This window comes from Streptomyces hawaiiensis, assembly GCF_004803895.1.
Classification (GTDB): domain Bacteria; phylum Actinomycetota; class Actinomycetes; order Streptomycetales; family Streptomycetaceae; genus Streptomyces; species Streptomyces hawaiiensis.
Window position 1 is genome coordinate 201,558 of the sequence record NZ_CP021978.1, and the last position, 23,519, is coordinate 225,076.

The following is a 23,519-nucleotide window of genomic DNA, read 5'->3' on the forward strand; positions in this document are numbered from 1 at the left end:
TGCGGCGAGAGACATCCCCTGGCATGACCGATCACCCGTCCACCGGCGTCGGCGTCTCACCCGTCAGAGAAGCCTGAAAACGTGTCGACGCGGTGGCTCGAAGCCCACGCCTCCCTACCCTTCGCCGCTGGCCGAGCCCGCCGGCCCTGCCGACATCGAGCGTGCGCAGCAGGAGACGCGGCTGTGCTGTGCTTCCCACCGGATCTGCCTCACGGCTGGCAAGACGCTGGCCGAGCTCCTAGCCGGCATCCATGCCGCGGCCGCCCGCCGTGAACTGTGGTCAGGCCGACGAGGCGCGGGTGCGCAAGTGGCAGCGAGGCATCAAACCCAGCGATGAATCCCAGATCTACGCAGCGAAGCACTGGGCTGGCCCGCCGACATCGTCCGCGCCGACGACTGGCCCAACTGGCTGCCTGTCACCGCCGACTGGGTGGTGCCCCCGGGCCCCAAAGCTTTGTGCCCGCCCCGAGAGAGGATCTGCGAACAGCGATGGAACGCCGAGACTTCCTGACGATCACTGGCACCGCCGTCTCCGCCCTCGCAGCGGCCTGGGCCAGCGGCGCCCACGACGCGCTCGCCCAGGCCCACGACGGCAAACCGGTCAGCGAGGACCTCGTCGCCTTCCTGGAGAACTCCATCCAGCACTTCGCCGGCCTGTCCACCGAGCAGCGGCAACACACTCCCGCGCTGTCGGACGCCCACCTGGTCACGGTGCCGAACTACTTGAGAAGGGCCGTTACACGACCGCCCTCGGGCTACGCCTGCACACCCTGGCGGCCTCCCTCTCCCAGACTGTCGCCTGGCACGCCTTTGATCTGCGCCGACACACCCACGCCACCCAGAACTGGGTCGCCGGTCTGCACAACGCCCACGCTGCAGGAGACCACGACATGGGCGCCGGCCTCCTCGGCGACCTCGCCTACCAGGCCGCCTGGCGCCGGGACCACACCACCGCAGCCAACATCCTGAACTACGCCTTGGCCCGGGCCCAGAACCCTGCCGCCCGTTGCCTGCTCCAACTGCGCCTGGCCCGCACCTTGGCCGCACGTGGCGACCAGAGCGAACGCCGCGCCGTGTTGCGCGCCCTCACTGCGGCCGAGCAACACCTCTTCGACGCCGGCGTCGACCGACCCGCTGGTGCGCCGGGGCATCTGAAGCCGACCTCGCCGTCGACTCCGGCCAGGCCCTCCTCGACCTTGGCGACGTCGGCCGCGCCCACCAGCTCATCAGCGAAGGCGAACGCCTACTACCGACTGCCCGGGACAAGACGAAAGGCGTGTTCCTCGCCTACCGCGCCGCGAGCTACCTCGATCTGAAGGAACCCGAGCCCGCCGCGGCCGCCGCCACCCGGTCCCAGCTCCTCGCTCGCCGCATCGGAGCACCTCGCTGCATCCGCCTCGTCGACGACCTGCTCCCCCGCTTCCAGCCCTACGCCCGTGCCCAAGGCGTTGCGGAACTCCTCCAACTCTCCGCCGCATAGCCGGCATCAGCCGACCGCGCATCGCCCGGGAGCGAACCAAGAGGTCACCTGCGACGTGCAAGGCGCCCTCGCCGCCGACGCACAAGAGCTGTGGATCACCTCAGCCACGCCAGGCCACGCCGCCCGGCGGCCTGCCGGCCACCATCACAGGCGGGTGAACCCCCTCGACAAGATCGAGTACGCACACCTGCTCAAGGATCAGGGCACCAGCTGCGGCGAGATCAGCACCAAGACCGACATCCCGCACACCTCCCTGCACCGCCACCTACAGGGGTAGCCGCACCGGAGGCGCTGAGGTGGTCAAGGCCAGATGGGCGCCTCAACCGGACGTCGGTGAGCCTCGACGGCCCGCTCCGGTGGTTGCCGCGGTGCGCGGCCTCGGGCCAGTGCCGCGCGCAGCGCCGGGGTGAGGACGTGGCGGGTCTCGGACGGGGTGAGGGCGGCGGGGGTGGGGAGGGGGTTGAGGTAACGGGTGTAGATGAGGCCGCCGAGGATCGTCACCACTGCCGTGGCGCGGGCGGTCGCATCCCGGCCGCCGAGAAATTCAACAAGCCGGGCCAGCAGCTCGCGTTCCAGGTATTCGCGGATCACCTCGGCGGCCTCGTCGCCCTGGGCGGTGAGCTGTAGGAAGTCGGCGTCCTCCCACAGGCCCGTCACCGCGTCGATCAGGCGGTCGGGGAGGGTGGCCGGGTCGCCGCCGAGGACGTCGTCCACCGCCAGCGCATTGGCGCACTGGAACTGCATCACGTCCGCGAACAGGCCCTTCTTCGAGCCGAAGTGGTATGCGATCAGCGCCGGGTCGACGGCGGCGACCGCAGCCACCGCGCGCACCGTGGTGCGCCGGTATCCGCGTTCCAGGAACAGCGCACGGGCCGCCGAGACGATGGACTCGCGGGTGGGCGGGTTGCCGCGGGGGCGGCCTCGGGTGCGGGCGGGGGCAGGGGCGGCGTTATTCATCAGCGTTGAGCTTGCGTTTCGTGATCGGCACAGTCAAGGGCGTTCCGGGAACCACACGAAGGGATGACCCGACACCATGCGTATCGCAGTCTTCGGCGCCAACGGACCGACCGGCCGCCACCTCACCGACCAGGCCCTCGCCGCCGGCCACGAGGTCGTCGCCGTGACTCGCCGCCCCGGCTCCCTCCTCCCCGGGCGGCAAGGCCTCGCCGTGGCCGTCGCCGACGCCACCGATCCGGCGGCCGTCGACGCCGCGATCGCCGGGACGGACGCCGTCCTGTCCGCGGTGGGCGCGCGCTTCAGCAAGGAGACCATCACCACGTACTCGGCGAGCGCCACGGCCATCACCGAGGCCATGACCCGCCATGGCATCAAGCGGCTGCTCGCCATCAGCTCCAGCATCGCCGACCCTAACTGGCGTCCCACCGGCGCGCACTTCTTCAACCATGTGCTCGACCCGCTGGTGAACCGACGCCTCGGCAGCACCCTCCACGAGGACATGCGCCGCATGGAGGCCGTGATCCGTCAGACGGACCTCGATTGGACCCTCGTCCGGCCCTCGGGCCTCTTCGAGCACCCCGTCGTCACGGACTACCACGCTGCCGAGACCAGCGCTGACGGCGTCTTCACCGCCCGTGCCGACCTCGCCGCGAGCATGCTGCGCGAGCTGGAGGAACGGCGGTATGTCCGTACGGCCATGGGCGTCATCACCACGGCTGTGAAGCCGAACATCGCCAAGCTGATCTGGCACGAAGGCATGAAGAAGAAGTGAACCGGGCAACTGTCGAACTCCCGGCCGCCATAGGAGCATTCCTCACCAGCTGTGGTGTCTCGGGACCTTGGTTACACGAAGTCCTCGAAGGTGAGCTGCTGTGGGATATCCGCGAGTGGTTCGGGCGGCTGGTCGAAGACGATCCGGTAGTCGCTACCGGCGGTCCGGCACCCGCTCATGCGCGGCGTGTACGGCCTTGTCCGCTTGCGCTTCGTACCGGTCGCGGCGAGCGCGTCAGCCCAGGTGGTAGACGCCGCCGGTCGGGATGCGTCCGAGTTTCTTGACGTCGACGTGGACCAGGTCGCCAACCCGGTCGTGCTCGTAGCGGATGACCTCGCGCAGCTGCTCGCCGGTCGGTGGGTCGAGGTCCCGGAGCCGGTTGAGTCCTCGCCTCACCAGGATGCGCTGGACGGTCGCCGGCGCGACGGTGATGCCGTGCAGCCGTTGAAGGGCGGCGGCTCATTCGAAGCGCCCGTGGGTCCCGGTCCAGCACAGCGCGTGTTGTCAGGATTCGCCACGGCCGAGTACCAGCATGAGGTGACCTTGCGGATCCACGGGACAGTTGAGCAGATCCGCGCGCACCTCCCCGCCAGCGTCGCGAGCCTGGAGGAGCACGAGCCCGCGGCCGGCCAGGACCCGGCGGCCGAGTACTGGCTGCGCGTCGAGTTGCGGGCGCAGCGGCTCGACTGGTTGCCTCGGATACTCGCCTCACTCGACCGGCCGTTTGTCATCGAGCGCCCCGCTGAACTGCGCGACCTCGTCATCGCGCTCGCCGATCGCCTCACGTCCTACGCCCGCCAAGCCTGACAGCGAGGAACCAATGTCATGAGACGGCACAACTAGCCCTCACACGGCCACCTTCCCCACCCTCCGCCCCGACGGAACCCCGCGCGTCACCCGGTCCGCTTCACCTTCGACGCGGCCACCGGCCTGGTCCGGGTGACCACCCGGGCGGGAGCCCGCATGGCCCGGAACGTGGTGGCGGGCGGCCCTGCCTGCCTGCCGCACGTCAGGGCACAGACGCGGGCACGAAGATCGTGGGCAGGAAGCGCAGCATCGTCACCGACACACTCGGACTGCTGCTGGCCGTGCTGGTCATCGCGGCCAGCGTTCAGGACTCCGTGGCCGGCACCCGCCTCCTCGGCCAGGTCGCAGCCGACGGCCCCACCGTTACCAAGATCTGGGTCGACGGCGGCTACCGCAAGCACTTCGTGGTCCGGCTCAGCCGTTCAGGATGCCGCCGACCTCGGTGACGGGGACCGTGTCCGCGGCACGCGGAACCGTCACGCGGACCGGCTCACCGATGTCCGACAGGGCCATGGTCAGCGTCACCCGCGCACCGGACATGTTCACACTCATGCGGATCTGTACCAGCCGTCCCTGGCCGTCGACCCACGCGTCGGCGAAGACCGGGAGGTCGCTGCCCAGGGTGTCGCGGGCCTGGTTCATCTTCGTGCGCACGTCCGGGGCCATGCGCAGGGTGATGGTCCGGTGGTCGAGGATGCCGCGGTAGCGCACGGCGCGCACCCCCTGGATGTTCTCCTCGCCCTCCCGGGAGATCTTGCGCATGGCGGCGATCTGCTGCAGGACGTGCTCGGGGTCGTTGAGCGGGGCCCGCAGCAGGTAGTGGGCCTTCGCCTGGCCCCGGGACATGACCCCCCAGGTATCCTCGCCGATTCCCTGGACACCGCTGATGTAGATCTTGCTGTCCGCGAATATCTGGTCGCTGTGGTCGATGGCGCCGCCCGGGAGGTCGACCGCCAAGTGGCCCTTGTCCGCGGCGAAGTCGAAGCCACCGGTGATGGTGAGGACGTACACCTGACCCTCACCCTCCAGTTCGAACTTCTGGCGGAACCCGGCCCTGTCCTCACGGAGAGCCGCGACGGCCGCTCGTACGGCGGAGCCGGAGCCGGAAGACGGTGACGATGACGATGACCCGGCCGCGGACTTGTCGCGGTTACCGGCATCAGTCGTGGAACAGCCGGCGCACAGCAGCGTGGCGGCAGCGGCGGCAAGCACGAGAGGACGGCGCATGGAAATCTCCGAAAATTCTTGGGCGAGCACTTGGCCACGGCGGCACCGCCTCGCACCGAGATCTTACGGAGTCGCGCACAGCGCGGGACGTTCGCGCACTGGCACGGGTGACCCTCCAGAACTTCGATCTGCCTCGCCCCGTACTTCGCGTCGCGCCGTTCGCCACGGCGCAGGCTCATGGAGTCAGGCAGCGCTGGCGGCCTGATAGCCGCCTACCGCTCAATACCCATTCTCGATCTTGATAGTGAGGAGGCGGCTCTCATCGGCTTCCTGCGGCACGGTGCATTGCAGCCACTGCTGGATCGCTCGCACCGCGTTTGTGTAGGCGTCGGCACGGTCACCGGTGCTGATTGCTGCCAGATGCCCGGTGAGCTGCTTCAAGATGTCGTCTGCCGCCAGGTAGGAACCCTCGGGAGCGAGTCAAGGCGACGGGGTGGAGGCGTGGAGGCCTTCGCCTCCTACACGGGCGGGCAGTTCAGCGGGGGCAATGCCCTCGCGAAGACGGTGCAGTAGCCGAACTGGTAGAGCTGACGGTTCGGGAAGATGTCACTGGTCACTGTGCTACTCCGTCAGGTTCCTTGTTGCGGGCTTCAGCCGTTGCTGGCCCGGCCGGCTGCATGGGATCACCAATTGCATCTTGTTTCCTGCGTCGGCCCGACAGCCCTTTCCGGCGCCGTCAGCCCGACGTGACGCCCTGCTGAGCGCCGCTCTGCTGCGCCTTGGCGAAGGGGTACTCGTCACACTGGATCGGCTTCGGAGTAGAAGGAGAAGGGTCAGCGGCTTACGGCGAGGCCAACGCTAAGACCCTCTACCTATCACCGAACGTCTGAGAACCTGCAGCAGGCCCGCACTGCGGCCCCGTTGCGCCAGGATTGAACGGGCCTGCTCAAAGCCGCGCAGCAGGTGCTCGTGGACCGGTGCATGCAGCTTCGCGGCGCCGCCGGACCGCCTCCCCTGCAAGAGGTGTTGTTCGGGACCGGCCGGGCTGAACTGTCGGTCACGCTCGCCACCGGCTACACCGTCCGCGCCCACACCGACGGCTGCCTGGCCGAAGCCCACCGCTACCTCTACGGCGACCAGGGCCGTTGGTTTCGCGCCGAGGTCACCGTCAACAACCTGCGGCCCGAGGTTCAGGCCCAACTCGGCGACGATCCGAACTACCGGGCTGCTCTGACCCGCCGGGCCGCCTGCGCCGACCACGACACCGCGTGTATCCGGGCAAGCGGACTGCAGCAGCAGGCACGGCTGGAGCCGGCCCGGCTCGCCCGGGTCCGCGCCGCGCACCGCGACGACATCGCCACCTATGACCGCCCGCGCGACCGCGCAGTGCACCGCGCGGCCGACCTTGTGGCCGGCCGCCCCATCCCCCACGGAAAGGCGCCTCTCCCTCGTGATCACAAGCAGGCTGTTCACTTCCGTCGCCGCGGCGATCCTCGCTCTCACCGGCGCCCTCGCCGTGGCTGCCCCTGCCAGGCGCGGCCGATTGCCCCAGCGGCCCATTCTGCGCCTGGGAGCACGTCGACTTCCAGGGCCAGCAGGGGAACTGGCACGGCGCCGACGGCTGGTGGGAGGGCTACATCGCCGACACCGACTCCTCCTGGGCGAACCACGGCATCGAGGGTCCAGGGATCCCGGCTTTCGTGCAGGTCTACGAAGATGCACATCAGGGCGGCGACATGACCATCTGCCTCGCTCCGGCCAGGAGGTCAGTTGGAACGGCGTGGCCAACGACCGCGGCGACTCCCACAAGTGGGCCATGAGCTGCTGAAATACCACTCAGCGCCGAGGGCCCTGCCAGCCCTGCTCGGCAGGGCCCTCGGCGTTTCATCACGGCCCCGCGCGCGGAGGCGTTGAGGGCCCGTCACGAGCCGCAGCAACCGCCCGCCGGAACTTCTTCGGCCCCCGCCTGATGCGCGGCCGCCGATGCACCGAGCTGGACCGACTGGGGCGCCGGGGCGCAGCAGCCGCCGGTCTGGTTGGTCTCGGGGGCGTGGGCGTCGAACAGCCCGGCCCCTCCGCACACCCCTGTCTCCGGGAGGGTGAGTTCGACGCGATCGGCGGACGCGAGGTCCTCGGCGATGGCGGCGGCGACGGAGCGGACCTGCTCGTAGCCGGTCATGGCCAGGAAGGTCGGGGCGCGGCCGTATGACTTCATCCCGACCAGGTACGCGCCCTGTTCGGGGTGGGACAGTTCGCGGTGGCCGTGGGGGTAGACGGTGCCGCAGGAGTGCTGGTTCGGGTCGATCAGCGGTGCCAGCTCCACCGGTGCTTGCAGACGCTCGTCCAGGCCGAGGCGGATCTCGGAGAGGAACGACAGGTCGGGGCGGAAGCCGGTCAGCACGATGACCTCGTCGACCGGGTCCGAGCGGCGGCCGTCCTCACCCATGAGCACGAGGCGGCCGTCGCCGTCGCGCTCGATCGCGTCGGTGCGGAAGCCGGTCACTGCGTCGGCGTACCCGTCGTCGACGGCGGCCTTCGCCGCCAGGCCGAGCGCGCCGCGGGCGGGCAGCTGGTCGGCTTCGCCGCCGCCGAAGGTGGAGCCGGAGATGCCCCGGCGCAGGATCCACACCCCGTGCGTGCCCTTCCCGTCGTCGGCCTGGGCCAGGTCGGCCAGGTAGGCGAGCGCGGTGAAGGCGGAGGCTCCGGAGCCGATGACCGCGACGCGCTTGCCCGCATACCGCGCCCGGGCCTTCGGGTCCTTGAGGTCGGGGACGCGGTAGGCGATGCGGTCGGCCGCCGCGCGCTCACCGAGGGCGGGCAGGCCGCTGGCGCCGGCGGGGCTCGGGGTGGTCCAGGTGCCGGAGGCGTCGATCACGGCGCGGGCGAACAGGCGCTCCTCCAGGCCGTCGGTGTAGGTGACGTGGACGACGAAGGGCTGGGTGGCGCGGTCGGCGTCGACGATCCGGTCGCGGCCGGCCCGGGAGACGCCGGTGACGGTGGCGCCGAAGCGCACCCGCGCGCCGAGGACGTCGGCCAGCGGCTGGAGGTACTGCTCGGCCCAGTCCCCGCCGGAGGGGTAGGTGGCCTGGTCCGGCTTGGTCCAGCCGGTCGGGGCCAGCAGCTTCTCGGCCACCGGGTCGGTCAGCTCCCCCCAGGTGGAAAACAACCTGACATGCGACCAGTCGCGCACCGCGGCTCCGGCAGCCTCTCCGGCCTCCAGGACCAAGGGCTCGATGCCGCGTTCGGTCAGGTGGGCGGCGGCGGCCAGACCGACCGGCCCGGCTCCGATCACGACGACGGGCAGCTCGGTGATGGCGGGCGCGTTCACGGCGACTCCTCGGTGTTTCGACATCCGTCGATGGCTTGCGCCGCCAGCATGCCACCTGTATTGATGAGCGTCAACATAGACATTCATCGAAATCAGAAGCTTCGTTTTGGAGCACGTCGACGTCGCGGTGATCGGCGGCGGGCAGTCCGGGTCGGCCACCGCCCACGCCCTGCGCGGGAGGGCCTTCAGCCCGTGACAGTGGAGGCGTCGGACCGTGCGGACGGATCGTGGCCGCGCTGCTACGACAGCCTCACCCTGTTCTCGCCCGCCCGGTACAGCCCCCTGGCCCGCATGACGTTTCCCGGCGGTAATCCGGACCGCCACCCGCACCGGGACGAGGTCGTCGCCTACCTGACTACCTACGCGGCCCGCCTGGATGCCCACATCCGTACCGACCGCCGGGTCACCGCCGTGGGGCGCGACGACGGCGCGTTCGAAGTGGGCTTGAAAGGCGGCGGTCGGCTCGCGGCGCGGGCCATGGTCGCGGCACCGGACACCTTCGGCCGACCGCACAGGCCGCACAGGCCGGATCTGCCGGGCCTGAAGAAGTTCACCGGCCGGGTGCCGCACGCCGCCGACTACCGGAGCCCGGAGCCGTTCGCCGGGCAGCGGGTGATCGTGGCGGGAGGATGCCCCGGACCTGCGGGAGCTGAGCAGCACCATTGAGGGCGACAAAGTCACCTGGGCCGACGGAAGCATGGAGAAGGTGGACACGATCCTCCTCGCCACCGGCCACCGGCCACCGGCCGGACCTGCCCTACCTGACCGGCCTGAGCGCGCTCGGCAAGACGGGGCACCCGCTCCACCACGACGGAGTCTCACCCGGCCATCGGGGCCTGGCGTTCGCGGGGGTCGGAGTGGCAGCGCAGCCTGTCCTCGAACTCACTGCGTGGGTCGGCCGGGACGTGAGACGCGTTGCGCGGCGCCTGGCCGCCCATCTGTCACGGAGCTGAGCCAGGCCCTGTGGCCTGTTCAGCTTGGTTCGACATGTGTCAACATAGACGTATGTCGAATGCGAAGGTGCTGCCGCTGCTCGAACCCGCCGGCCAGGCGGTGGTGCCGTGCTGCCCGCCACTGACCGAACGGCCCATGACAGCCGACGAGGCCGAGACGGCCGCGCGGATGTTCAAGGCACTCGGTGACCCGGTACGGCTGCGCCTGTTCTCTGCGGTCGCCTCGCACGAGGGCGGCGAGGCGTGCGTCTGCGACATCTCCGACGTCGGCGTCTCCCAGCCGACCGTCTCCCACCACCTGAAGAAGCTCAGGGAGGCCGGCCTGCTCACGTCCGAGCGGCGCGGCACCTGGGTCTACTACCGCGTCGAGCCGTCCGTGCTCGCCGCCATGGGCAAGCTGCTGACGACTGCCACTTCCTGACCCTCCGATGTTGGTCGGCGTGACTGCGGGCTCGGCACCGCGAAGACGCTCGGCTGGACCGGGAGCAGGAACACCGGCCCCGACACTCCGACGGGCGCGGTGACCACGGCGATCAGCAGCCCGGAGGTCGGCCCTCCCAGCGCCATCCACGTGCCCACCGCCGCCCCCGCCCGTCGATCACCGGACCAGTGTCAGCGGACCGTCAGCCGGTGCGGCCGCTCTGCAACGAGACGTTCACGAGCGGCAGTCGCATCCGAGGCGGCAGCCACACGCGACGGCCTCGGCGCCGGCGGGCGGCGCCACCGCGGCGGGGGCTGCGCAGCAGCCCTTGCCCTGCCAGGCCTCGCGGCCTTCCTTCACCGCGATGGCGGCGATGGCCAGGGCGGCGGTCGGGTCGGCCCAGGCCCAGCCGAGGGTGGCGTTGAGGACCAGACCGAGAAGGACCACGGCGGACAGGTACGTGCAGAGCAAGGTCTGCTTGGAGTCCGCCACCGCACTGGCGGAGCCGAGTTCGCGTCCGGCCTGGCGCTGCGCGGCGGACAGGAACGGCATCACGGCCAGGGAGAGGGCGGCGAGCACGATGCCAGGGAGGGAGCGTTCGGCCTCGCCGGTGCCGGCCAGGGCGCGCACGGCATCGACGGTGACGTACGCGGCGAGCGCGAAGAACGACACCGCGATGATCCGCAGCGTCGTCTTCTCCCTGGCCTCACGAACGGCGTGCTCGCGGGCGGAGAACTGCCAGGCCACCGCGGCGGCGGAAGAGACCTCGATGACGGAGTCCAGGCCGAAGCCGATCAACGCCGTGGATGAGGCGAGCGTGCCCGCGGTGATGGCTACGATCGCCTCGATGACGTTGTAGGTGATCGTCGCCGCAACCAGCAGCCGTATCCGCCTGGCAAGCGCCTCCCGACGGGCCGGGGCAGAGCCGAGCGATATCGATGTCTCCGCGCTCATGGTCAGCAGCAGCCCTTCGTCTCGGCGTCGGGGCAGGTGCGCTCGGCCTCGACGGCGACCACGGCGGTGCGAAGGTCGTCCAGCGCATGGCCGAGACGTTCGTCGGCCAGTTCGTAGCGGGTGCGGCGCCCGTCCGGCACGGTGACGACCAGTCCGCAGTCCCGCAGGCACGCCAGATGGTTCGACAGCCTCGTGCGGGAGATCCCGAGGGCGTCCGCAAGGTCGGCGGGATAGGCAGGGGCTTCGCGCAGGGCGAGCAGGATGCGGCAGCGGATCGGGTCGGCGAGCGCGCGGCCGAAGCGGGCCAGCACCTCGATATCGGAGGCAACAGTCAGCACAGCCACAAAGTACACGGTTTCCTGAATTCAGGAAACCGTGTACTGATTGATCCCCGGCAGCTTGCCCGCATCCGCGGGCTCCTTCACGTGCGGGACGGTCTACGCCCATGAGAGCGGCCGAGGCGGGTCCGGTCCAGTCGCCGTAGCCGAGCAGACGCAGTCGCGGCTCTTCCACGGCACGCGAGTTCTCGGTCGGGATGTGGCCACGTGCCTGCCGCAGGCCGAGCGGGATCAGGTGGGACAGCGCCGGTCGGAAGCCGGTGCACCAGATCACCGCGTCGGCCTCGGCACGTGAGCCGTCAGTCCATTCGAAGCCGGTCTCGGTGAGCCGAGTGCACATCGGCCGCTACTGCAGCAGACCGGCATCCCGGACTGCGCGTACGTGAGGGACGGCGACGATGTCGCCGAGGGAGGCGACGCCGCCGGTGTCGGTGCGCCCCTCATCGAGCGCGCGACGACGGGCGGTGGCCCGTCGAACAGCACCCGGCCGTCGATGTCGTCCGCCAGGTAGCGCTGCGGGCGCTGGGTCACCCACGTCAACGGCACTCCGGCGAGGGCGAGGTCGGCGGCGATCTGCGCACCGGAGTCGCCCCCGCCCACCACGACGACACGCAGGCCGGCGAAGTCGGCCGGGCGGCGGTAGCCGACGATGTGCAGCTGGCGGCCTGCGAACGTATCGCCCCGGGAAACAGCGAACGTATCGCCCCGGGAAACAGCGGGCGGGAAGGGACGCGACCAGGTGCCGGGCGCTGATGACCGCCCGTGCCCGCCACGCGCCGTAGTCGGTCTCCACCCGGAGCCTGCCGCCGTCGCGGTGCACAGGCTGGTCACCGCGTCGCCTCCAGCGCCTCGCCGGTAGCGGCGGCGAACTTCTTGCGCCAGGCCAGCGACACGTAGACGAGCGCGACCAGGACCGGCACCTCGATCAGCGGGCCGACAACTCCAGACAAGGCCTGGCCGGAGGTGACGCCGAAGGTGGCGATGGCGACCGCGATGGCGAGCTCGAAGTTGTTGCCGGCCGCCGTGAAGGCGAGGGTCGCGGTGCGGTCGTAAGCGAGGCCGATGGCCTTGCCCAGCGCGAAAGTGCCGAACCACATCACGGCGAAGTAGACCAGCAGCGGCAGCGCGATCCGGACCACGTCCAGCGGCTGCGAGGTGATTGTCTTCCCCTGCAGGGCGAACAGGATGACGATCGTGAAGAGCAGACCGTACAGTGCCCAGGGGCCGATCTTCGGCAGGAAGCTGGACTCGTAGCGGTCGCGGCCCAGCTTCTTCTCGCCGATGCGGCGGGTGAGGAACCCGGCGAGCAGCGGGAGGCCGAGGAAGATGACGACATTCAGGGCGATCTTCCACATGGAGATGTCGAGGTGCTCGCCGTCGCCGAGGCCGAGCCAGCCGGGCAGCAGGCCCAGGTAGAACCAGCCCAGCAGTCCGAAGGCGACGACCTGGAAGACCGAGTTGAGGGCGACCAGGACGGCCGCTGCCTCGCGGTCGCCGCAGGCCAGGTCGTTCCAGACGATGACCATGGCGATGCAGCGGGCGAGCCCGACGATGATCAATCCGGTGCGGTACTCGGGCAGGTCCGGCAGGAAGATCCACGCCAGGGCGAACATGACGGCGGGGCCGAGGATCCAGTTGATGACCAGCGACGAGACCATGAGCTTCTTGTCGCCGGTGACGGCGTCGAGCCTGTCGTAACGGACCTTCGCCAGGACCGGGTACATCATGATCAGCAGGCCGACAGCGATCGGCAGTGAGATGCCGCCGATCTCCACCTTGGCGAGGGCGTCGTTCAGGCCGGGGATCAGGCGGCCGAGCCCGAGACCGAGGGCCATGGCAAGAAGGATCCACACGGCCAGGAAGCGGTCGAGCGCCGACAGCTTCGCGACGACGGACGATTCCTCGGTGGTCGCGGGTGCTTCGGTGCGGGTCACGGGCAGGCCCTCTTGTTGGCGGCGGCGGCGCGGGCGGACTCGGCCAGGTCGGCGAACTGTCCGGCCAGGGTGGCGATGACGTCGGGCTTGAGCCGGTAGTAGGTGTACCGGCCGCACGGCTCCGTCTCCACCACGCCGGCCTCGCGCAGGACTCTCAGGTGGTTGGAGAGGTTGGTCTGGCGGGCGCCGGTCTCCTCCACCAAGTGCGTGGTGCACAGCGTCTCGCGGGCCAGCAGGGTCACGATCTGGAGCCTGAGCGGGTCGGCCAGAACCCGGATCAGGTCAGTGTCGACTGACGTCATCATGCGCTGATACTGTCACATCAGTGATGGCTGACACCATCAGGCGCTGATGCCATGGCTCGCTGACACCCGCCCGTCTGCCCGCCGTTGAGAAGAGACCCCCCGTGCCCGACAAGCCCTCCGTGCTGTTCGTCTGCGTCCACAACGCCGGCCGCTCCCAGATGGCCGCCGCCTGGCTGACCCACCTGGCCGGGGACCGCGTCGAGGTCCGCTCCGCCGGCTCCAACCCGGGCACCGAGGTCAACCCGGCCGCCGTCACCGCCATGGCCGAGGTCGGCATCGACATCTCCGCCGAGACCCCGAAGATCCTCACCGTCGATGCCGTGAAAGAGTCCGACGTGTGCATCACGATGGGCTGCGGCGACACCTGCCCGGTCTTCCCCGGCAAGCGCTACCTGGACTGGAAGCTGGAGGACCCGGCAGGCCAGGGCGTGGAAGCCGTCCGGCCCATCCGCGACGCGATCAAGACCCTGGTCGAGGGCCTGATCGACGAGATCACCCCGGGGACCACCGCCAGCCGGCCGACCGAGGGCAGGTCGTAACCTGAGCCACTTGCAGCCTTCGGCCGGACGATGGCGCCCGGCAGCATCGGATGCCGTGTGGAAGGGATCCGGTGTGACGTGGACGCTGCCGGAGCCGTTGGCTGAGCACGCCCGTGCCCAATCCCGATCTGCCGCCGGGCTGGGCGGGCGAGCCGAAGTGGGACGGGTTCCGGGCGCTGCTCTCCGTCGGCGCAGGCCGTGTAGTGCCGCGCTCCAGGCGCGGCACCGAGATGCTGCCGGCTGTCCTCGCCTACCCCCGCGGGCACCGACCGCGTCCGATGCCGCCTGAGCATCCTTGGTGCCGATGAGGAGCTCGTCGAAGCGCTCTCCTGACCGGCTCTTGTCGACAGCCACGCGGAGGGTGGGGAGCCCGCGCTTGCAGGGTCACCTTGCCGTCGGCCTCGGCGATGATGCCCTCCTCGGCCGGCACGCGGAAGACGTTGTCCATGACCTCCCGCTTTGCAGCCCCGCCCTCCCTGCGCTTGGGGACCTGCTCGGCCAGGTAGCCCCAGTGCTGTGGTGACAGTGCACCCGGGGAACTGTGGTGGGAAGACGAGGACGCCTGGGGAGCCAGCCGCCCGTGGCCGGCTATGTGCATCGCGCCCCTGCGTCAGTCCAACTCCCGGGCGAGCCAACCCAGTTCGAGACGTCGTTCGAGGCCGAGGATAGGCTGTTTCGGGACCGGCACCGATCCGCCGACCCCGCATCGTGACCGAGAGTGACTATGGCACCCCACAATAATCAGCTGGCCCACGACCTCGACGGCACGGGACCGCTGCTCGTGGCCGTTCACGGCATCACCGAAAACCGGAGCTTCTGGAACCCCGTTCACCTGCAGCAGCACTTCCGCGTGCTGAGCGTCGACCTGCGTGGCCACGGCGACTCGCCTCGGACCCGGCCGTACGGGATCGACGAGTCGGTGGAGGACATCCACCAGCTGATCGAGTCGCTGGGCAAGGACCTGGCCGGGGACCAATGCCCGTTCATCGTCGGTCACTCCCTCGGCGGGGTGATCGCGACTGCCTACGCAGCCCGTTACCCGACCCGCGGCGTGGTCAATGTCGACCAGTCGCTGCGGGTCGGTCCACTGCCTGCGGAGATAGCCGCCGCCGTGCGGGGAGAGGGCTTCGCGGACTTCGTCCGTACGGTGTTCGCCCCACTGTACGGCGAACTGGACCCTGCGCTGGTGGCCGACATCGAGCGCCGCCGCACCCTCGACCAGGAGGTGTTCAACGGGTTTTGGGCCCCGTTGCTTGATTGGGACGCCGACACGCTGGCAGCGTGGTCTCGACGCACCACGAGCCTCCCGCCCGATGTGCCGTACCTGTCCTTGCACGGAACCGATCCCGGTGGTGACTACGCCGACTGGCTCACCGACCGCATCCCCGGTGCCGTGGCCGAGCAGACACCGACCCGCACGCACTATCCGCACCTGGCACAACCCGAATGGTTCACCTCCCGCGTCCATCAGTTCTTCAGCTAGCTTGCTCTGCAACCTCAGAGGGCGAACGTCCGCCACGGACTGGCAACTGCGGAACGGGTAGGCGTCCTTCGGCCGTGATCACGCAGGTCGGAGCGGCGTGCGGGCGGGTGTGGTCATGCGGCGTGGACGAGGTGGTGCATGCGGGCGACGGCCTGGACGGCGTGATGGAGGAGGCCGTCGCTCCGTTGCCGGCAGTCGCGCCGACGGATGCACGGGCCGGCTCCAGCACGAGCAGCGGGCCGAGTTGCCGGATCACTCGGCACACGGTCGCGGGCGAGACGCCAGAAGCTCGGCCTCACGCTGGATCAGGTACGCGCCATCCTCGATGGCGAGCTGGACGCGGGTGAGTCGCGCGGGATGCTGCGGTTGCGCCGGGCCGAGCTGGAGTCGGCCACGGCGGCCGCTGCGGTGGGGTGGCGCAGGTCGAGGCGAGGCTCAGGATGATAGAGAGTGAGGGACAGATGTCGTCCGACGACGTGGTCATCAAACGGATTCCGGCGATGCGTGTGGCAGAGCTGAGATGGCGGCGAAACGGAGGCCGGTCTGGTAGGCGATGGTGAGTTTGACGCATCGTGTGGCCAGGCCGCGCCACTGCTTGAGGCGGTTGATGCAGCGTTTGTTCGACGGTGTTCCGCTGCTTGTATGCCTCGGTGCCGAAGCCGGGCGGGCGTCCGCCTCGGCGGTCCCGCCGCAGGCGGTGCCTGTCCTGCGGTGATGGCGAAGGTGAGCGGCGGCGGTCACCAGAAGATCGCGATCGCCTCCAGCGTCACCTCGCGGGTGTCCTCGCGCCAGCCGGTCATCTTGCCAAGGCAACGGGCCGTGAAAGTGCCGGCCGGGATCGAGCGGCGAGCGTTCCCGGCGGCCACGACGCGCATGTACACCGGAGGCAGCTCGGCGCCGTACTCGGCCCGCAGGACGAATCCCTCCACGACGTCCGGCACGCCCGTGAACACACCCTTGACCGACACGAATTCGCCGATGCGACTCAGCGTCACCGCACGGCCGTCAGTCAGGTTGTCGGCGAGGTTCCGGTTCGGGACGACAGTCAGGGTGGTCAGGTCGGCGTGGACGATGGCGTCGGCCCGGTCGAAGGCCTCCATGACCACGCCGATCACGTTGATCGGTTTGTCCTTGCGCACGAACTTGCGGAACGTCTCCTGGCTGACGTCCCGTTTCAGCCGGAACCGGAACAGCCAGGTCAGCACCCGGCTCCAGAAGCCGACACTCGTGTCGACCTTCGTCCGCAGCTCAACGGCCTCCTCGAGCGCGGACCGGTAGTTGCCGAGTTCGTACAGGTCCATCACCGCCTGCTCGTCGAGGTAGAGGCAGATGCTGTACGCCGACTGCCAGCGCCGCAGGTGCCTGCGCCGCTCCCGGGCGTGGCGCACCAGGACCACCGCGAGCACCACCGCACCGGCGGCCGTCACCAGCCAGACCGTCATCCACGGCCACCAAAGGCTCCACCACAGTGCGTCAGTGACAGCCACGGATCTCCTTGAACGCCTCGGAAAGGGACGAGCCGACGGCATCCACCATCCGCCCGCCCGTCCTCGCCGCCGCGCGCCGCAGTTCGCCTGCGTCGGCCTCGCCGAAGTGGACGGGGTAGGTGTGGACGGCGGCGCGCACGGCGGCGGGCAGCGCCTTGTGGCGGCGCACGAACTCCGTGTGGGACAGGCCCGTGTTGTTCTCGCCGTCCGTCATCAGGACGAGTGAAACGGAGCGGTCGGGGTCGGCGACCAGCTCGCGGGCGGCGGTGCGGTAGCCGTGGTCGAGGGCGGACCATACGGCGGTGGCGTCCCCGTAGCCGCCCCGGGCGACGGTGCCGGCGAGCGCCGTCAGGTCCTTCGGGCCCGTGACGGTGACGGTCTTCTCCTCCAGCACCCGGCCGCCGAACCGGACGACGGTCAGCCGCTCGCCCCGGTAGAAGCGGGTGAACTTGCCGGAGGCGGAGGGGTCCGCGCCGCTGAGTCCGGCGAAGGCCTCGCGCAGGGCGGCCATCCGGGCGCCGCGCATCGAGCCGGAGAAGTCGAGCAGGAAGACCACCTGGCTGGTGGTGCGGCGGTCGGGGTCACCGTAGTCTGCCAGCAGGGTTTCCGTGACGGCGGGTTGGTCGGGGTAGAAGAGCGCGTTGCCGACCGGTTCGCGCAGCCGCGCGTCCCGGGTGACCGTCGTGTTCACGGGGCGGCGCAGAGTGTGCTGCATGATCTTCTGCTGTACCGAGTCACGCCGCAGCCATCGCGTGACCTTGTCGAACGCCGTGCGGTGGGCCGGGTTCAGCAGGAGCAGCGGAAAGTCCGCCAGGACCATGCCGTCTTCGGGGCGGACGACGTCCAGGCGGTCGTCGAGGCGGTCGGTGGCGTTGAGGGCGAGCAGATCGGACTCGTACGTGATGAGGGCGTTGGCCTCGTCCTGGTGGTCGACGTAGGAGTCGACGAGGGCGGGGCCGGTGTCGGCAGTGAGGGTCTGGCCGGAGCGGAAGCCGCGGAGCCGGTCGCAGGAGACGTCCTCGGGGCGCAGCGCGGCTCCGGTGCCGGCCGCGGCGGTGGCGACGCCGACGAGGGCGGCGAGCCCGCTGCCGGCGTGCCGTGGGTCGGCCATGCCGAAGCGGACGGTGCCCGCGGCGGCGGCGTCCGCGATGTCCGCCCAGGTGAGCCGGGAGCCTGGCACTTGTGCGCGCAGCTTGCGCGCCACGTCCGGTTTCAGGCCGATGACGACGGGGGAGGTCATGGTGGACGTTCGCTGGAGCCCTCGAATCGCGTTCTTGTGGGTGAGGCGCAGATAGCTGTCGGAGGACAGCCACGCGAGGTCGTACCTGTCGCGGTCCGGGGTCTTCGTCTCTGCGTCGGGCCGGTGGTCCAGGCGCAGGTCGACGCCGGTCTCGTCCTTCAGCTCTCCCAGCAGCGGGGCCAGTACGGCGAGGTCCGGACCGGCGATCACGCGCAGCCGGACCGTGTCGTCGCCGTCGTCGCCCGAGCAGGCGGTGAGAACGGTGGCCACGAGCGCCAGGCAGAGCGCCGGCAGGCCCGCGCCGCGCCTCACCGGTCGCCCGTCCGGTCGGGGCAGTCGCCGACGGTCTCGATCATCTTCTCCAGCAGGGACAGGCTGGGCAGGACCGCCCGGGTGTCGTCGGAGGAGGTGGTGGGCACCGGGATCTGCCGCTCGGTGAGGAACCGGGTGAGCTCGTCGCCGCTCGCGCCGCTGGTGGCGTTGCGGGCCCGGAAGCCCAACTCCATGGCGCGGTGCTGGAGTTCGGGGTCCTTGCTGACCAGTTCGCCCAGCCGGGCGCCTTCGCCGGTCAGGGCGACGAGCTGGGGTTCGGTGACGAAGCGCGTGGACGGGTAGAGCAGGACGCGCTCGTCGTCCGTCGCGCCCTGTTCGGCCTCGTGCTCGATCTGGTGGGCGAGGAACTGGTGCTCGTAGATCACCGAGATCGGGGCGATGCTCGGCCCGTCGGGGGACAGATACGTTTCGGCCCGTTCGGAGGACGGCAGTCCTTGTTCGACGAGGAGGGGCTTGATCTTCCGGGCGAGTTGCTCGGCCTCGGCCGCGTTGTCCGGTGCGTCGTTTCCGTGCTCGACGAAGGCCACGAGCCCGAGGTAGGTGCCGGCCGAGTTGGCCTCGCAGATGTCCGGGGTCTGGGCGAGGATCTTGTTGCCGTTGCGGACGTGGTTCTCGGGGTCGATCTCGTCCCAGCGGTAGCCGTTCTCGGGATCGCGCTGGTCGCTCTCCCTCTTGCCGCGCGCGAGGTCGAGGAACCTGCGCATGTCGAGGGTGTAGTACATCGGCCTGCCGCCCGGGCCCGGCAGGCGCTTCGCGACGCCTTCCGCCGTGAGCACCTCGGCGTAGTCCCGGTAGGTGGCCAGCACGATGGGGCTGACGAACGGGCGATACAGCAGCACCGGACGGTTCAGCCGGGCGCGCTCCCGGCTGATCAGGTCGGCGGCCGGCTGGCCGGAGGGGAAGACGACGTCGTACCCCTCGTAGTCCTGCTTGGCGATCTCACGCGAGCCCATGTTGGTGATGTGCACGCGGAAGCCGTGTTTCATCAGCAGCCGCTCGACCACGGGGTCTTGGAAGAAGTCCCTCTTCGAGGCCATCTTGGCCTCTATGGTGACCACCTGCCGCAGCGGCAAAAGCAGGTTCCCGGAGGCTACGAGCAGGGCCATCCCGACGACCGGGACGGGCAGCGCCGACGCCAGCACTCTGCGCAGGCGTCGGCGCGGGGGTCTGGTGACGGTTAACCGCGGCTCTTCGGTAGCGGGTCTGTTCGCGGGCACCTGCGTCTCCCCCTGTAACACCTGCGCGCTCCCCCGTGGGCCCCGGCCAGGATCGTCGGTGATGCCGGTGTACCCCCAACGGCCCCTCCTGGAACGTCGGTTCAATGCAGGAAATAGCCCCCGGCGTGCTCTGTGTCGGCTACGCCGCCCTCGCACCGGTGTCGCGCTGAGGCAGCAGGGGCGCCGCGCCGTGCACCGGTCGTTGACAGTGACCGAGGGGCCGAGGGGCCGAGGGGCCGTGCAGCATCGGCAGCCGGTTTCTCTGGTGCTGCCGAGCCTGGAGTGGTTCTTCGGCGTAGCCGGCGAGTGGGCTCTCGACATTGCCACGCGTACGACTGCACGGACTCGGCCCCGACTTCATGGCGACACCACCGCCCACCGACGGAGGCGCCCCGCAGAGCCGGCCGTGACGAATGGTCCCTGTGGATCGGACTCGGTGGCCTACTGGAACAATGTTCTGCTCCATCGCTGCCGGCGCTGCGGGCGGGTAGTCCGTTGGACGGTAATCGGAGAGCGATGATGAGGCCGACCTCGTCGGCTCGACTTGTCTGGTGAAGTCACTGGTGAAAGAGAACCCGGGCTCGCGTGCTGAGTGAGTCGCGACCAAATCCTGGACAGGCAGCGTTGCCCTGACATCTGTCAGGAGCTCAGGGCCCGCTCCCTCGTTAGGGTCTGTCCAGGACGCCGTCCACAGGACAACGCCTTCACTTACGAAACGAGGGGAACCCATGAGTCGCTCCATGGACCGCAGGATGCTGCTGAGGTCGGCCGGGTCCGCCGCCGTGGCGGGATCTCTGGGCGCGCTGGGTGTCGCAGCGCTCGCCACACCCGCGCAAGCGGCACCCGGAACGATCAACACCGACCAGGTGATGGCCACCACCAATCGCGTGACCCACGCCCCCAACCAGCGTGGAAGCATCGGCATCGAGCTCCGCTCCGGCTACTACAACGGCTACCAGTACGGCTGGGGGCGGCTCGTCGGCTCCGGCTGGGACCCGCGCGGCTGGATCTGGCTGGACATCAGCAGGGACGGTGGCAGAACCTGGTCCTTCGTCGACGGCACCTATATGTCGGACGGCACCGGCTATGCGCACACGTCCGGGTGGCTCACCCAGTCCGACCCGAACTACGTGTTCAGGGCCAGCTATGACAGCAGCTTCAGGGCCGTGAATCCATACATCCAGAGCGGAATCTGGTAGCAGCCATCCGGTCGGCGGCCCCCGGTTTCAGCGGCGCGCATTGGTGCGGAGCGGTGCGTTCCACGTCACAGGCGCGGCCGTCCACGGGCAAAGGCAATAGCGGTGATCGCTACTTGCTCTTCAGGGCCAGCCTTAAGGGGGCCGGGCGGCGGCGGAGCCTGTATGTACTTCAGCATCGGCCGTCCGGCCCGGCGGGGCAGCTCCTGGCTGCTCGGGCGGATCAGAACCTCGATGATCTCGTTCGGCTGCATGGTTCGGTTCCTCCTTCTCAGCGCAGTTGCTCGGCCAGTCCGACGATGATGCCCTCCGGGCCGCGGACGTAGCAGAGCAGATAGCTGTCCTCGAACCGGGCGATCTCGCCGACGAGTTCGCCGCCGTGAGGGCGCAGGCGGGCAACGGTGTCCTCGACGTCGTCGACGGCGAACATGACGCGGTGCGTGCCCACCACGTTGTGCGGCCGGTTGCTCGGCCCGGCACTGATCACCCCGGGACTGCGGTACTTCGCCAGCTCGAGCCGGCTGTGACCGTCCGGGGTCCGGACCATCGCGATGTCACAGCGGACGCCGTCGAGTCCGGTGCACTGGTCGGCGACGAGGCCCGCGACCTCCGCCCTGCCCTCCAGCTCCATACCGAGTTCCACGAAGAACGCGATGGCGGCATCCATGTCCTCCACGACGATGCCGACGTTGTCCATCCGCTGAATCGCCACGCTGGTTCTCCTTCTCCCTCGTGCGGCCGGTCGTGGCCGCTGATGTCCCTGGGACGGAGCCGGTGGCACGTTCTCGACATCCTCAGACCACCGAACTCCGAAAAATCTGGCTCGCGCTTCAGCACCGCTACAGCAGACCCGCGATCCAGGGGCCACCACCGAGTGGTGCGGCGCAAGACGACCACGCTCCGTACTGTCCGTGCCCGCATGCGCACTCTGCGGATGCCGTCTCCCTCCACGCTCGCACGGCCGCCCACTGCTCGCGTGTCAACCAGGACGCCACAGCACTCGAACGACCGCTGCCCGCCGTGGAAGGCATGGTGCGTGACGTGGACGCTTCCAGAACGATGCTGAGCACGCCCGTACCCGAGCCCCGATCGCGCCCCGCGTCGGAGCAGTCGCCGACCTTCTTGTCTGTCGGGGGGTCGGTCTTGATCCGGGTCAGTCGCTTCTGCAGCGGCGCCCCGTCGCCGCCGGTGCCGCTGCCGGCCGCCGGTCTGATGCCCGGATCGCGGCCGAACCCACCCGCTGCTGGGAAGGCCTGGCGGGGGAAGAAGGGTGACGAGGGGGTCGCCCGGATTTCACCGACTGCTGACTGTCCAGGTGAAGGAGGGGTCTGGTTCGACTTGTGTGGTGGCAGCCGTGTGCGTGCCGACTGAGCTTCGCGGACCGGGCCGAGGGCAACCCGCCGGCCCCCGTGTCCCGGTCGACCACCGCCAACGGCGAACGCGTCAAGGGGTGACGGTGGGGGCGGGCGGGGTCCATCGGTGGGGGCGGGGCACAATGCCCGTGACGCCGAAGTCCTTCTTCAGTTGCTCGGGGATGGCGTAGTGCATGACACGGCCGCGGGTCAGGGAGGACAGCTCGAGGATGGTGGTGAGGTGGCCGAGGCGGTCCAGGGCCCACGCGCCCACCGGTGAACGGTCCTCGATCGTCTCCAGCACGCCCAGCAGGCTCGGCACGACCTTGACCACGCTGTCCCAGGCCGTGCGGGGCACCTGCAGCCAGTCGGCACACGTGTCGCCGATCAGGTAGCGGATCAGGGCGGAGACGATGGGATCGAAGAACGTGCCGGGCACGACCTCCTCGTAGAGGTCGATGAGTTGCCGGGTCAGGTGGGCTCCCTCGTCCGAAGGGCCCATGTGCCGGATCATGTACAGGTCCAGGAACTGCCGCGCTTCCTCCAGCGTCCTCGGCACGGCTTCCTGGTCGACGCCGAGCATCGCGCCGACCACGCGCCAGGCGTAGAAGTAGGCCTCGGCGCCCTCGGTGGACATGTGGATGCCGAGCCGGTGAAGGCTGTCCAGGACGAGCAGGGAGAAGAACATCTGCCCGCCGATCATGTCCTCCTGGCAGATCGGCGTCCCCAGTGTCCCGGTGTCCCAGTGGCCTTCCCGCTTGAGATGGTGGCGGATCGAGGCGTGCAGCAAGCGCACCTTCTGCGCTGCCGGGAGGAAGCGGCTGCCGGCTTCGAAGGCGTCGGGCTGCATGAGGTAGACGGTGAACTGGCCGGTCTCCGCCATCCGCTTGGACGGGTAGTTCAGCCCGTGTGTGGCCGACAGCAGTTTCGCCACGTGCGGGACGATGTAGCAGGCGGGCATGGAGGCGAACGACAGGGCGGTGGAGATGTGGACGTTGTTGTCGATGAAGAACAGCCGTGCTTTCTCCATCTCCGCCCAGTCCACCCACGCCGGGGGCGCACTCGTGGCCTCGAGGTAGGCGCGGGCGATGTCGGGCAGCCCGTCGGGGAGGGGGGCGCCGGCGGTGGAGACGTAGCGCATCAGCGTGTTGAACTTGCCCACCTCGCCACGCTCGAACAGGTTGGCCACGACGGCGTCGGCGAGTTCGTCACCAGCCTGGCGCAGCGTGTTCATGGATGCCTCGGTGTAGGTCATG

General features: G+C 69.7%; 24 protein-coding genes and 9 pseudogenes. 13 read left to right on the plus strand and 20 right to left on the minus strand.

Going from position 1 to position 23,519, the window contains the following annotated elements; translation table 11 throughout:
• The first annotated feature begins 251 nt into the window (after positions 1 to 251).
• The 3 genes from CEB94_RS42465 to CEB94_RS00960 all read left to right on the plus strand — a co-directional run bounded on the left by CEB94_RS42465 (position 252) and on the right by CEB94_RS00960 (position 1,757).
• Complete coding sequence (locus CEB94_RS42465) at positions 252 to 1,316, plus strand: NsdA family TPR-like regulatory protein (protein WP_484422080.1); 1,065 nt, start codon at positions 252 to 254, stop codon at positions 1,314 to 1,316.
• On the plus strand, positions 1,277 to 1,480 hold the full coding sequence (locus CEB94_RS40550; RefSeq protein ID WP_246111658.1) for a hypothetical protein: 204 nt from the start codon (positions 1,277 to 1,279) through the stop codon (positions 1,478 to 1,480). The genes CEB94_RS42465 and CEB94_RS40550 overlap by 40 nt, the downstream gene beginning before the upstream one ends.
• Before the next feature lie 154 nt (positions 1,481 to 1,634).
• Positions 1,635 to 1,757 carry a helix-turn-helix transcriptional regulator gene (locus CEB94_RS00960; RefSeq protein WP_175430334.1) on the plus strand — a complete coding sequence of 41 codons (123 nt, stop codon included), beginning with the start codon at positions 1,635 to 1,637 and terminating at the stop codon, positions 1,755 to 1,757.
• A 23-nt stretch (positions 1,758 to 1,780) separates the two neighbouring features.
• Here CEB94_RS00960 and CEB94_RS00965 read toward each other — a convergent pair whose 3' ends face one another.
• The gene (locus CEB94_RS00965) at positions 1,781 to 2,437 is read right to left on the minus strand and encodes a TetR/AcrR family transcriptional regulator (protein WP_175430335.1); all 657 of its coding nucleotides are present in this window, start codon (positions 2,435 to 2,437) and stop codon (positions 1,781 to 1,783) included.
• A gap of 76 nt (positions 2,438 to 2,513) precedes the next feature.
• On the opposite strand from CEB94_RS00965, the gene CEB94_RS00970 reads away from it, so the two are divergent.
• The gene (locus CEB94_RS00970) at positions 2,514 to 3,209 is read left to right on the plus strand and encodes an NAD(P)-dependent oxidoreductase (protein WP_175430336.1); all 696 of its coding nucleotides are present in this window, start codon (positions 2,514 to 2,516) and stop codon (positions 3,207 to 3,209) included.
• A 252-nt stretch (positions 3,210 to 3,461) separates the two neighbouring features.
• Here CEB94_RS00970 and CEB94_RS00975 read toward each other — a convergent pair.
• Positions 3,462 to 3,629 (minus strand): annotated as a pseudogene (locus CEB94_RS00975) (IS481 family transposase); the annotation flags it as partial.
• Positions 3,630 to 3,665: 36 nt separating this feature from the next.
• Between CEB94_RS00975 and CEB94_RS00980 the strand changes: the two are divergent.
• Positions 3,666 to 4,016: pseudogene (locus CEB94_RS00980) on the plus strand (WCX domain-containing protein); the annotation flags it as partial.
• Positions 4,017 to 4,204: 188 nt separating this feature from the next.
• Positions 4,205 to 4,444 (plus strand): annotated as a pseudogene (locus tag CEB94_RS00985) (transposase); the annotation flags it as partial.
• On the opposite strand, the gene CEB94_RS00990 reads toward CEB94_RS00985, so the two are convergent.
• The 3 genes from CEB94_RS00990 to CEB94_RS01000 form a co-directional block, all read right to left on the minus strand.
• Entirely contained in the window at positions 4,431 to 5,243 is an 813-nt protein-coding gene (locus CEB94_RS00990) for an SCO4651 family lipoprotein (RefSeq protein WP_175430337.1), read from the minus strand. The pseudogene CEB94_RS00985 and the gene CEB94_RS00990 sit on opposite strands and share 14 nt — an antisense overlap.
• 219 nt (positions 5,244 to 5,462) lie before the next feature.
• Positions 5,463 to 5,624, minus strand: coding sequence for a hypothetical protein (locus CEB94_RS00995; protein ID WP_175430338.1), 162 nt, complete (start codon positions 5,622 to 5,624; stop codon positions 5,463 to 5,465).
• A gap of 417 nt (positions 5,625 to 6,041) precedes the next feature.
• A complete protein-coding gene (locus CEB94_RS01000; protein WP_175430188.1) occupies positions 6,042 to 6,656 on the minus strand; it encodes a hypothetical protein in 615 nt (204 codons plus the stop codon).
• Here CEB94_RS01000 and CEB94_RS01005 point away from each other — a divergent pair.
• A pseudogene (locus tag CEB94_RS01005) lies at positions 6,634 to 7,011 on the plus strand (peptidase inhibitor family I36 protein). The gene CEB94_RS01000 and the pseudogene CEB94_RS01005 sit on opposite strands and share 23 nt — an antisense overlap.
• A 93-nt stretch (positions 7,012 to 7,104) precedes the next feature.
• On the opposite strand, the gene CEB94_RS01010 reads toward CEB94_RS01005, so the two are convergent.
• A complete protein-coding gene (locus CEB94_RS01010; protein ID WP_175430339.1) occupies positions 7,105 to 8,511 on the minus strand; it encodes an FAD-dependent oxidoreductase in 1,407 nt (468 codons plus the stop codon).
• A gap of 192 nt (positions 8,512 to 8,703) precedes the next feature.
• Between CEB94_RS01010 and CEB94_RS40555 the strand changes: the two genes are divergently transcribed.
• Together CEB94_RS40555 and CEB94_RS01020 are read left to right on the plus strand one after the other, a co-directional pair.
• Positions 8,704 to 9,177, plus strand: coding sequence for an NAD(P)-binding domain-containing protein (locus CEB94_RS40555; protein ID WP_246111659.1), 474 nt, complete (start codon positions 8,704 to 8,706; stop codon positions 9,175 to 9,177).
• A 339-nt stretch (positions 9,178 to 9,516) separates the two neighbouring features.
• Positions 9,517 to 9,885, plus strand: a complete 369-nt coding sequence (locus CEB94_RS01020) for an ArsR/SmtB family transcription factor (RefSeq protein ID WP_175430340.1) — start codon at positions 9,517 to 9,519, stop codon at positions 9,883 to 9,885.
• 6 nt (positions 9,886 to 9,891) lie between these two features.
• On the opposite strand, the pseudogene CEB94_RS40560 reads toward CEB94_RS01020, so the two are convergent.
• The 6 genes and pseudogenes from CEB94_RS40560 to CEB94_RS01040 all read right to left on the minus strand — a co-directional run.
• A pseudogene (locus CEB94_RS40560) lies at positions 9,892 to 10,031 on the minus strand (sulfite exporter TauE/SafE family protein); the annotation flags it as partial.
• Positions 10,032 to 10,119: 88 nt separating this feature from the next.
• A complete protein-coding gene (locus tag CEB94_RS01025) occupies positions 10,120 to 10,839 on the minus strand; it encodes a cation efflux transmembrane domain-containing protein (protein WP_175430341.1) in 720 nt (239 codons plus the stop codon).
• Positions 10,840 to 10,841: 2 nt separating this feature from the next.
• Positions 10,842 to 11,177: an ArsR/SmtB family transcription factor gene (locus CEB94_RS01030; RefSeq protein WP_175430342.1), complete on the minus strand. Its 336-nt coding sequence runs from the start codon at positions 11,175 to 11,177 to the stop codon at positions 10,842 to 10,844.
• Positions 11,178 to 11,250: 73 nt separating this feature from the next.
• A pseudogene (locus CEB94_RS40565) lies at positions 11,251 to 11,997 on the minus strand (pyridine nucleotide-disulfide oxidoreductase); the annotation flags it as partial.
• Positions 11,998 to 12,004: 7 nt separating this feature from the next.
• Entirely contained in the window at positions 12,005 to 13,111 is a 1,107-nt protein-coding gene (gene arsB / locus CEB94_RS01035) for an ACR3 family arsenite efflux transporter (protein ID WP_175430343.1), read from the minus strand.
• Positions 13,108 to 13,416 carry an ArsR/SmtB family transcription factor gene (locus tag CEB94_RS01040; protein WP_175430344.1) on the minus strand — a complete coding sequence of 103 codons (309 nt, stop codon included), beginning with the start codon at positions 13,414 to 13,416 and terminating at the stop codon, positions 13,108 to 13,110. The genes arsB and CEB94_RS01040 overlap by 4 nt, the downstream gene beginning before the upstream one ends.
• A gap of 101 nt (positions 13,417 to 13,517) precedes the next feature.
• Between CEB94_RS01040 and CEB94_RS01045 the strand changes: the two genes are divergently transcribed.
• A complete protein-coding gene (locus CEB94_RS01045) occupies positions 13,518 to 13,955 on the plus strand; it encodes an arsenate reductase ArsC (RefSeq protein WP_175430345.1) in 438 nt (145 codons plus the stop codon).
• Between the two features lie 724 nt (positions 13,956 to 14,679).
• Positions 14,680 to 15,438, plus strand: a complete 759-nt coding sequence (locus CEB94_RS01050; protein WP_175430346.1) for an alpha/beta fold hydrolase — start codon at positions 14,680 to 14,682, stop codon at positions 15,436 to 15,438.
• A 113-nt stretch (positions 15,439 to 15,551) separates the two neighbouring features.
• Here CEB94_RS01050 and CEB94_RS41825 read toward each other — a convergent pair.
• Positions 15,552 to 15,638 (minus strand): annotated as a pseudogene (locus CEB94_RS41825) (IS5/IS1182 family transposase); the annotation flags it as partial.
• An 88-nt stretch (positions 15,639 to 15,726) separates the two neighbouring features.
• On the opposite strand from CEB94_RS41825, the pseudogene CEB94_RS40570 reads away from it, so the two are divergent.
• Positions 15,727 to 15,956: pseudogene (locus tag CEB94_RS40570) on the plus strand (MerR family transcriptional regulator); the annotation flags it as partial.
• Here CEB94_RS40570 and CEB94_RS01055 read toward each other — a convergent pair.
• The 4 genes and pseudogenes from CEB94_RS01055 to CEB94_RS01070 form a co-directional block, all read right to left on the minus strand.
• Positions 15,922 to 16,198, minus strand: a pseudogene (locus CEB94_RS01055) (hypothetical protein); the annotation flags it as partial. The pseudogenes CEB94_RS40570 and CEB94_RS01055 overlap by 35 nt on opposite strands.
• On the minus strand, positions 16,176 to 16,925 hold the full coding sequence (locus CEB94_RS01060; protein ID WP_175430347.1) for a hypothetical protein: 750 nt from the start codon (positions 16,923 to 16,925) through the stop codon (positions 16,176 to 16,178). The pseudogene CEB94_RS01055 and the gene CEB94_RS01060, both read right to left, overlap by 23 nt.
• Positions 16,912 to 18,435, minus strand: coding sequence for a vWA domain-containing protein (locus tag CEB94_RS01065; RefSeq protein ID WP_246111660.1), 1,524 nt, complete (start codon positions 18,433 to 18,435; stop codon positions 16,912 to 16,914). Before CEB94_RS01065 ends, CEB94_RS01060 begins: the two co-directional genes overlap by 14 nt.
• Positions 18,436 to 18,473: 38 nt before the next feature.
• Positions 18,474 to 19,604: a hypothetical protein gene (locus tag CEB94_RS01070; RefSeq protein ID WP_175430349.1), complete on the minus strand. Its 1,131-nt coding sequence runs from the start codon at positions 19,602 to 19,604 to the stop codon at positions 18,474 to 18,476.
• An 839-nt stretch (positions 19,605 to 20,443) separates the two neighbouring features.
• Between CEB94_RS01070 and CEB94_RS01075 the strand changes: the two genes are divergently transcribed.
• Positions 20,444 to 20,914 (plus strand): hypothetical protein, encoded by a 471-nt coding sequence (locus tag CEB94_RS01075; RefSeq protein WP_175430350.1) that lies wholly within the window; start codon positions 20,444 to 20,446, stop codon positions 20,912 to 20,914.
• Positions 20,915 to 20,979: 65 nt separating this feature from the next.
• On the opposite strand, the gene CEB94_RS01080 is transcribed toward CEB94_RS01075, so the two are convergent.
• The 3 genes from CEB94_RS01080 to CEB94_RS01090 all read right to left on the minus strand — a co-directional run bounded on the left by CEB94_RS01080 (position 20,980) and on the right by CEB94_RS01090 (position 23,518).
• Positions 20,980 to 21,165 (minus strand): hypothetical protein, encoded by a 186-nt coding sequence (locus tag CEB94_RS01080; RefSeq protein WP_175430351.1) that lies wholly within the window; start codon positions 21,163 to 21,165, stop codon positions 20,980 to 20,982.
• A 17-nt stretch (positions 21,166 to 21,182) separates the two neighbouring features.
• Positions 21,183 to 21,623, minus strand: coding sequence for a VOC family protein (locus CEB94_RS01085; RefSeq protein ID WP_175430352.1), 441 nt, complete (start codon positions 21,621 to 21,623; stop codon positions 21,183 to 21,185).
• A gap of 731 nt (positions 21,624 to 22,354) precedes the next feature.
• Positions 22,355 to 23,518, minus strand: a complete 1,164-nt coding sequence (locus CEB94_RS01090; protein ID WP_175430353.1) for an oxygenase MpaB family protein — start codon at positions 23,516 to 23,518, stop codon at positions 22,355 to 22,357.
• Position 23,519: the final 1 nt, after the last annotated feature.

What these genes read in the sequence shown, in the direction of transcription:
- CEB94_RS00970 (WP_175430336.1), top strand. Translation starts at nt 2,514, where the DNA reads ATGCGTATCGCAGTCTTCGGCGCCAACGGACCGACCGGCCGCCACCTC.
- CEB94_RS01075 (WP_175430350.1), top strand. Translation starts at nt 20,444, where the DNA reads ATGAGTCGCTCCATGGACCGCAGGATGCTGCTGAGGTCGGCCGGGTCC.
- CEB94_RS01050 (WP_175430346.1), top strand. Translation starts at nt 14,680, where the DNA reads ATGGCACCCCACAATAATCAGCTGGCCCACGACCTCGACGGCACGGGA.
- CEB94_RS01025 (WP_175430341.1), bottom strand. Translation starts at nt 10,839, where the DNA reads ATGAGCGCGGAGACATCGATATCGCTCGGCTCTGCCCCGGCCCGTCGG.
- CEB94_RS42465 (WP_484422080.1), top strand. Translation starts at nt 252, where the DNA reads ATGCCGCGGCCGCCCGCCGTGAACTGTGGTCAGGCCGACGAGGCGCGG.
- CEB94_RS01070 (WP_175430349.1), bottom strand. Translation starts at nt 19,604, where the DNA reads ATGGCCCTGCTCGTAGCCTCCGGGAACCTGCTTTTGCCGCTGCGGCAG.
- CEB94_RS01040 (WP_175430344.1), bottom strand. Translation starts at nt 13,416, where the DNA reads ATGATGACGTCAGTCGACACTGACCTGATCCGGGTTCTGGCCGACCCG.
- CEB94_RS01080 (WP_175430351.1), bottom strand. Translation starts at nt 21,165, where the DNA reads ATGCAGCCGAACGAGATCATCGAGGTTCTGATCCGCCCGAGCAGCCAG.
- CEB94_RS01090 (WP_175430353.1), bottom strand. Translation starts at nt 23,518, where the DNA reads ATGACCTACACCGAGGCATCCATGAACACGCTGCGCCAGGCTGGTGAC.
- CEB94_RS00990 (WP_175430337.1), bottom strand. Translation starts at nt 5,243, where the DNA reads ATGCGCCGTCCTCTCGTGCTTGCCGCCGCTGCCGCCACGCTGCTGTGC.
- CEB94_RS01020 (WP_175430340.1), top strand. Translation starts at nt 9,517, where the DNA reads ATGTCGAATGCGAAGGTGCTGCCGCTGCTCGAACCCGCCGGCCAGGCG.
- CEB94_RS00965 (WP_175430335.1), bottom strand. Translation starts at nt 2,437, where the DNA reads ATGAATAACGCCGCCCCTGCCCCCGCCCGCACCCGAGGCCGCCCCCGC.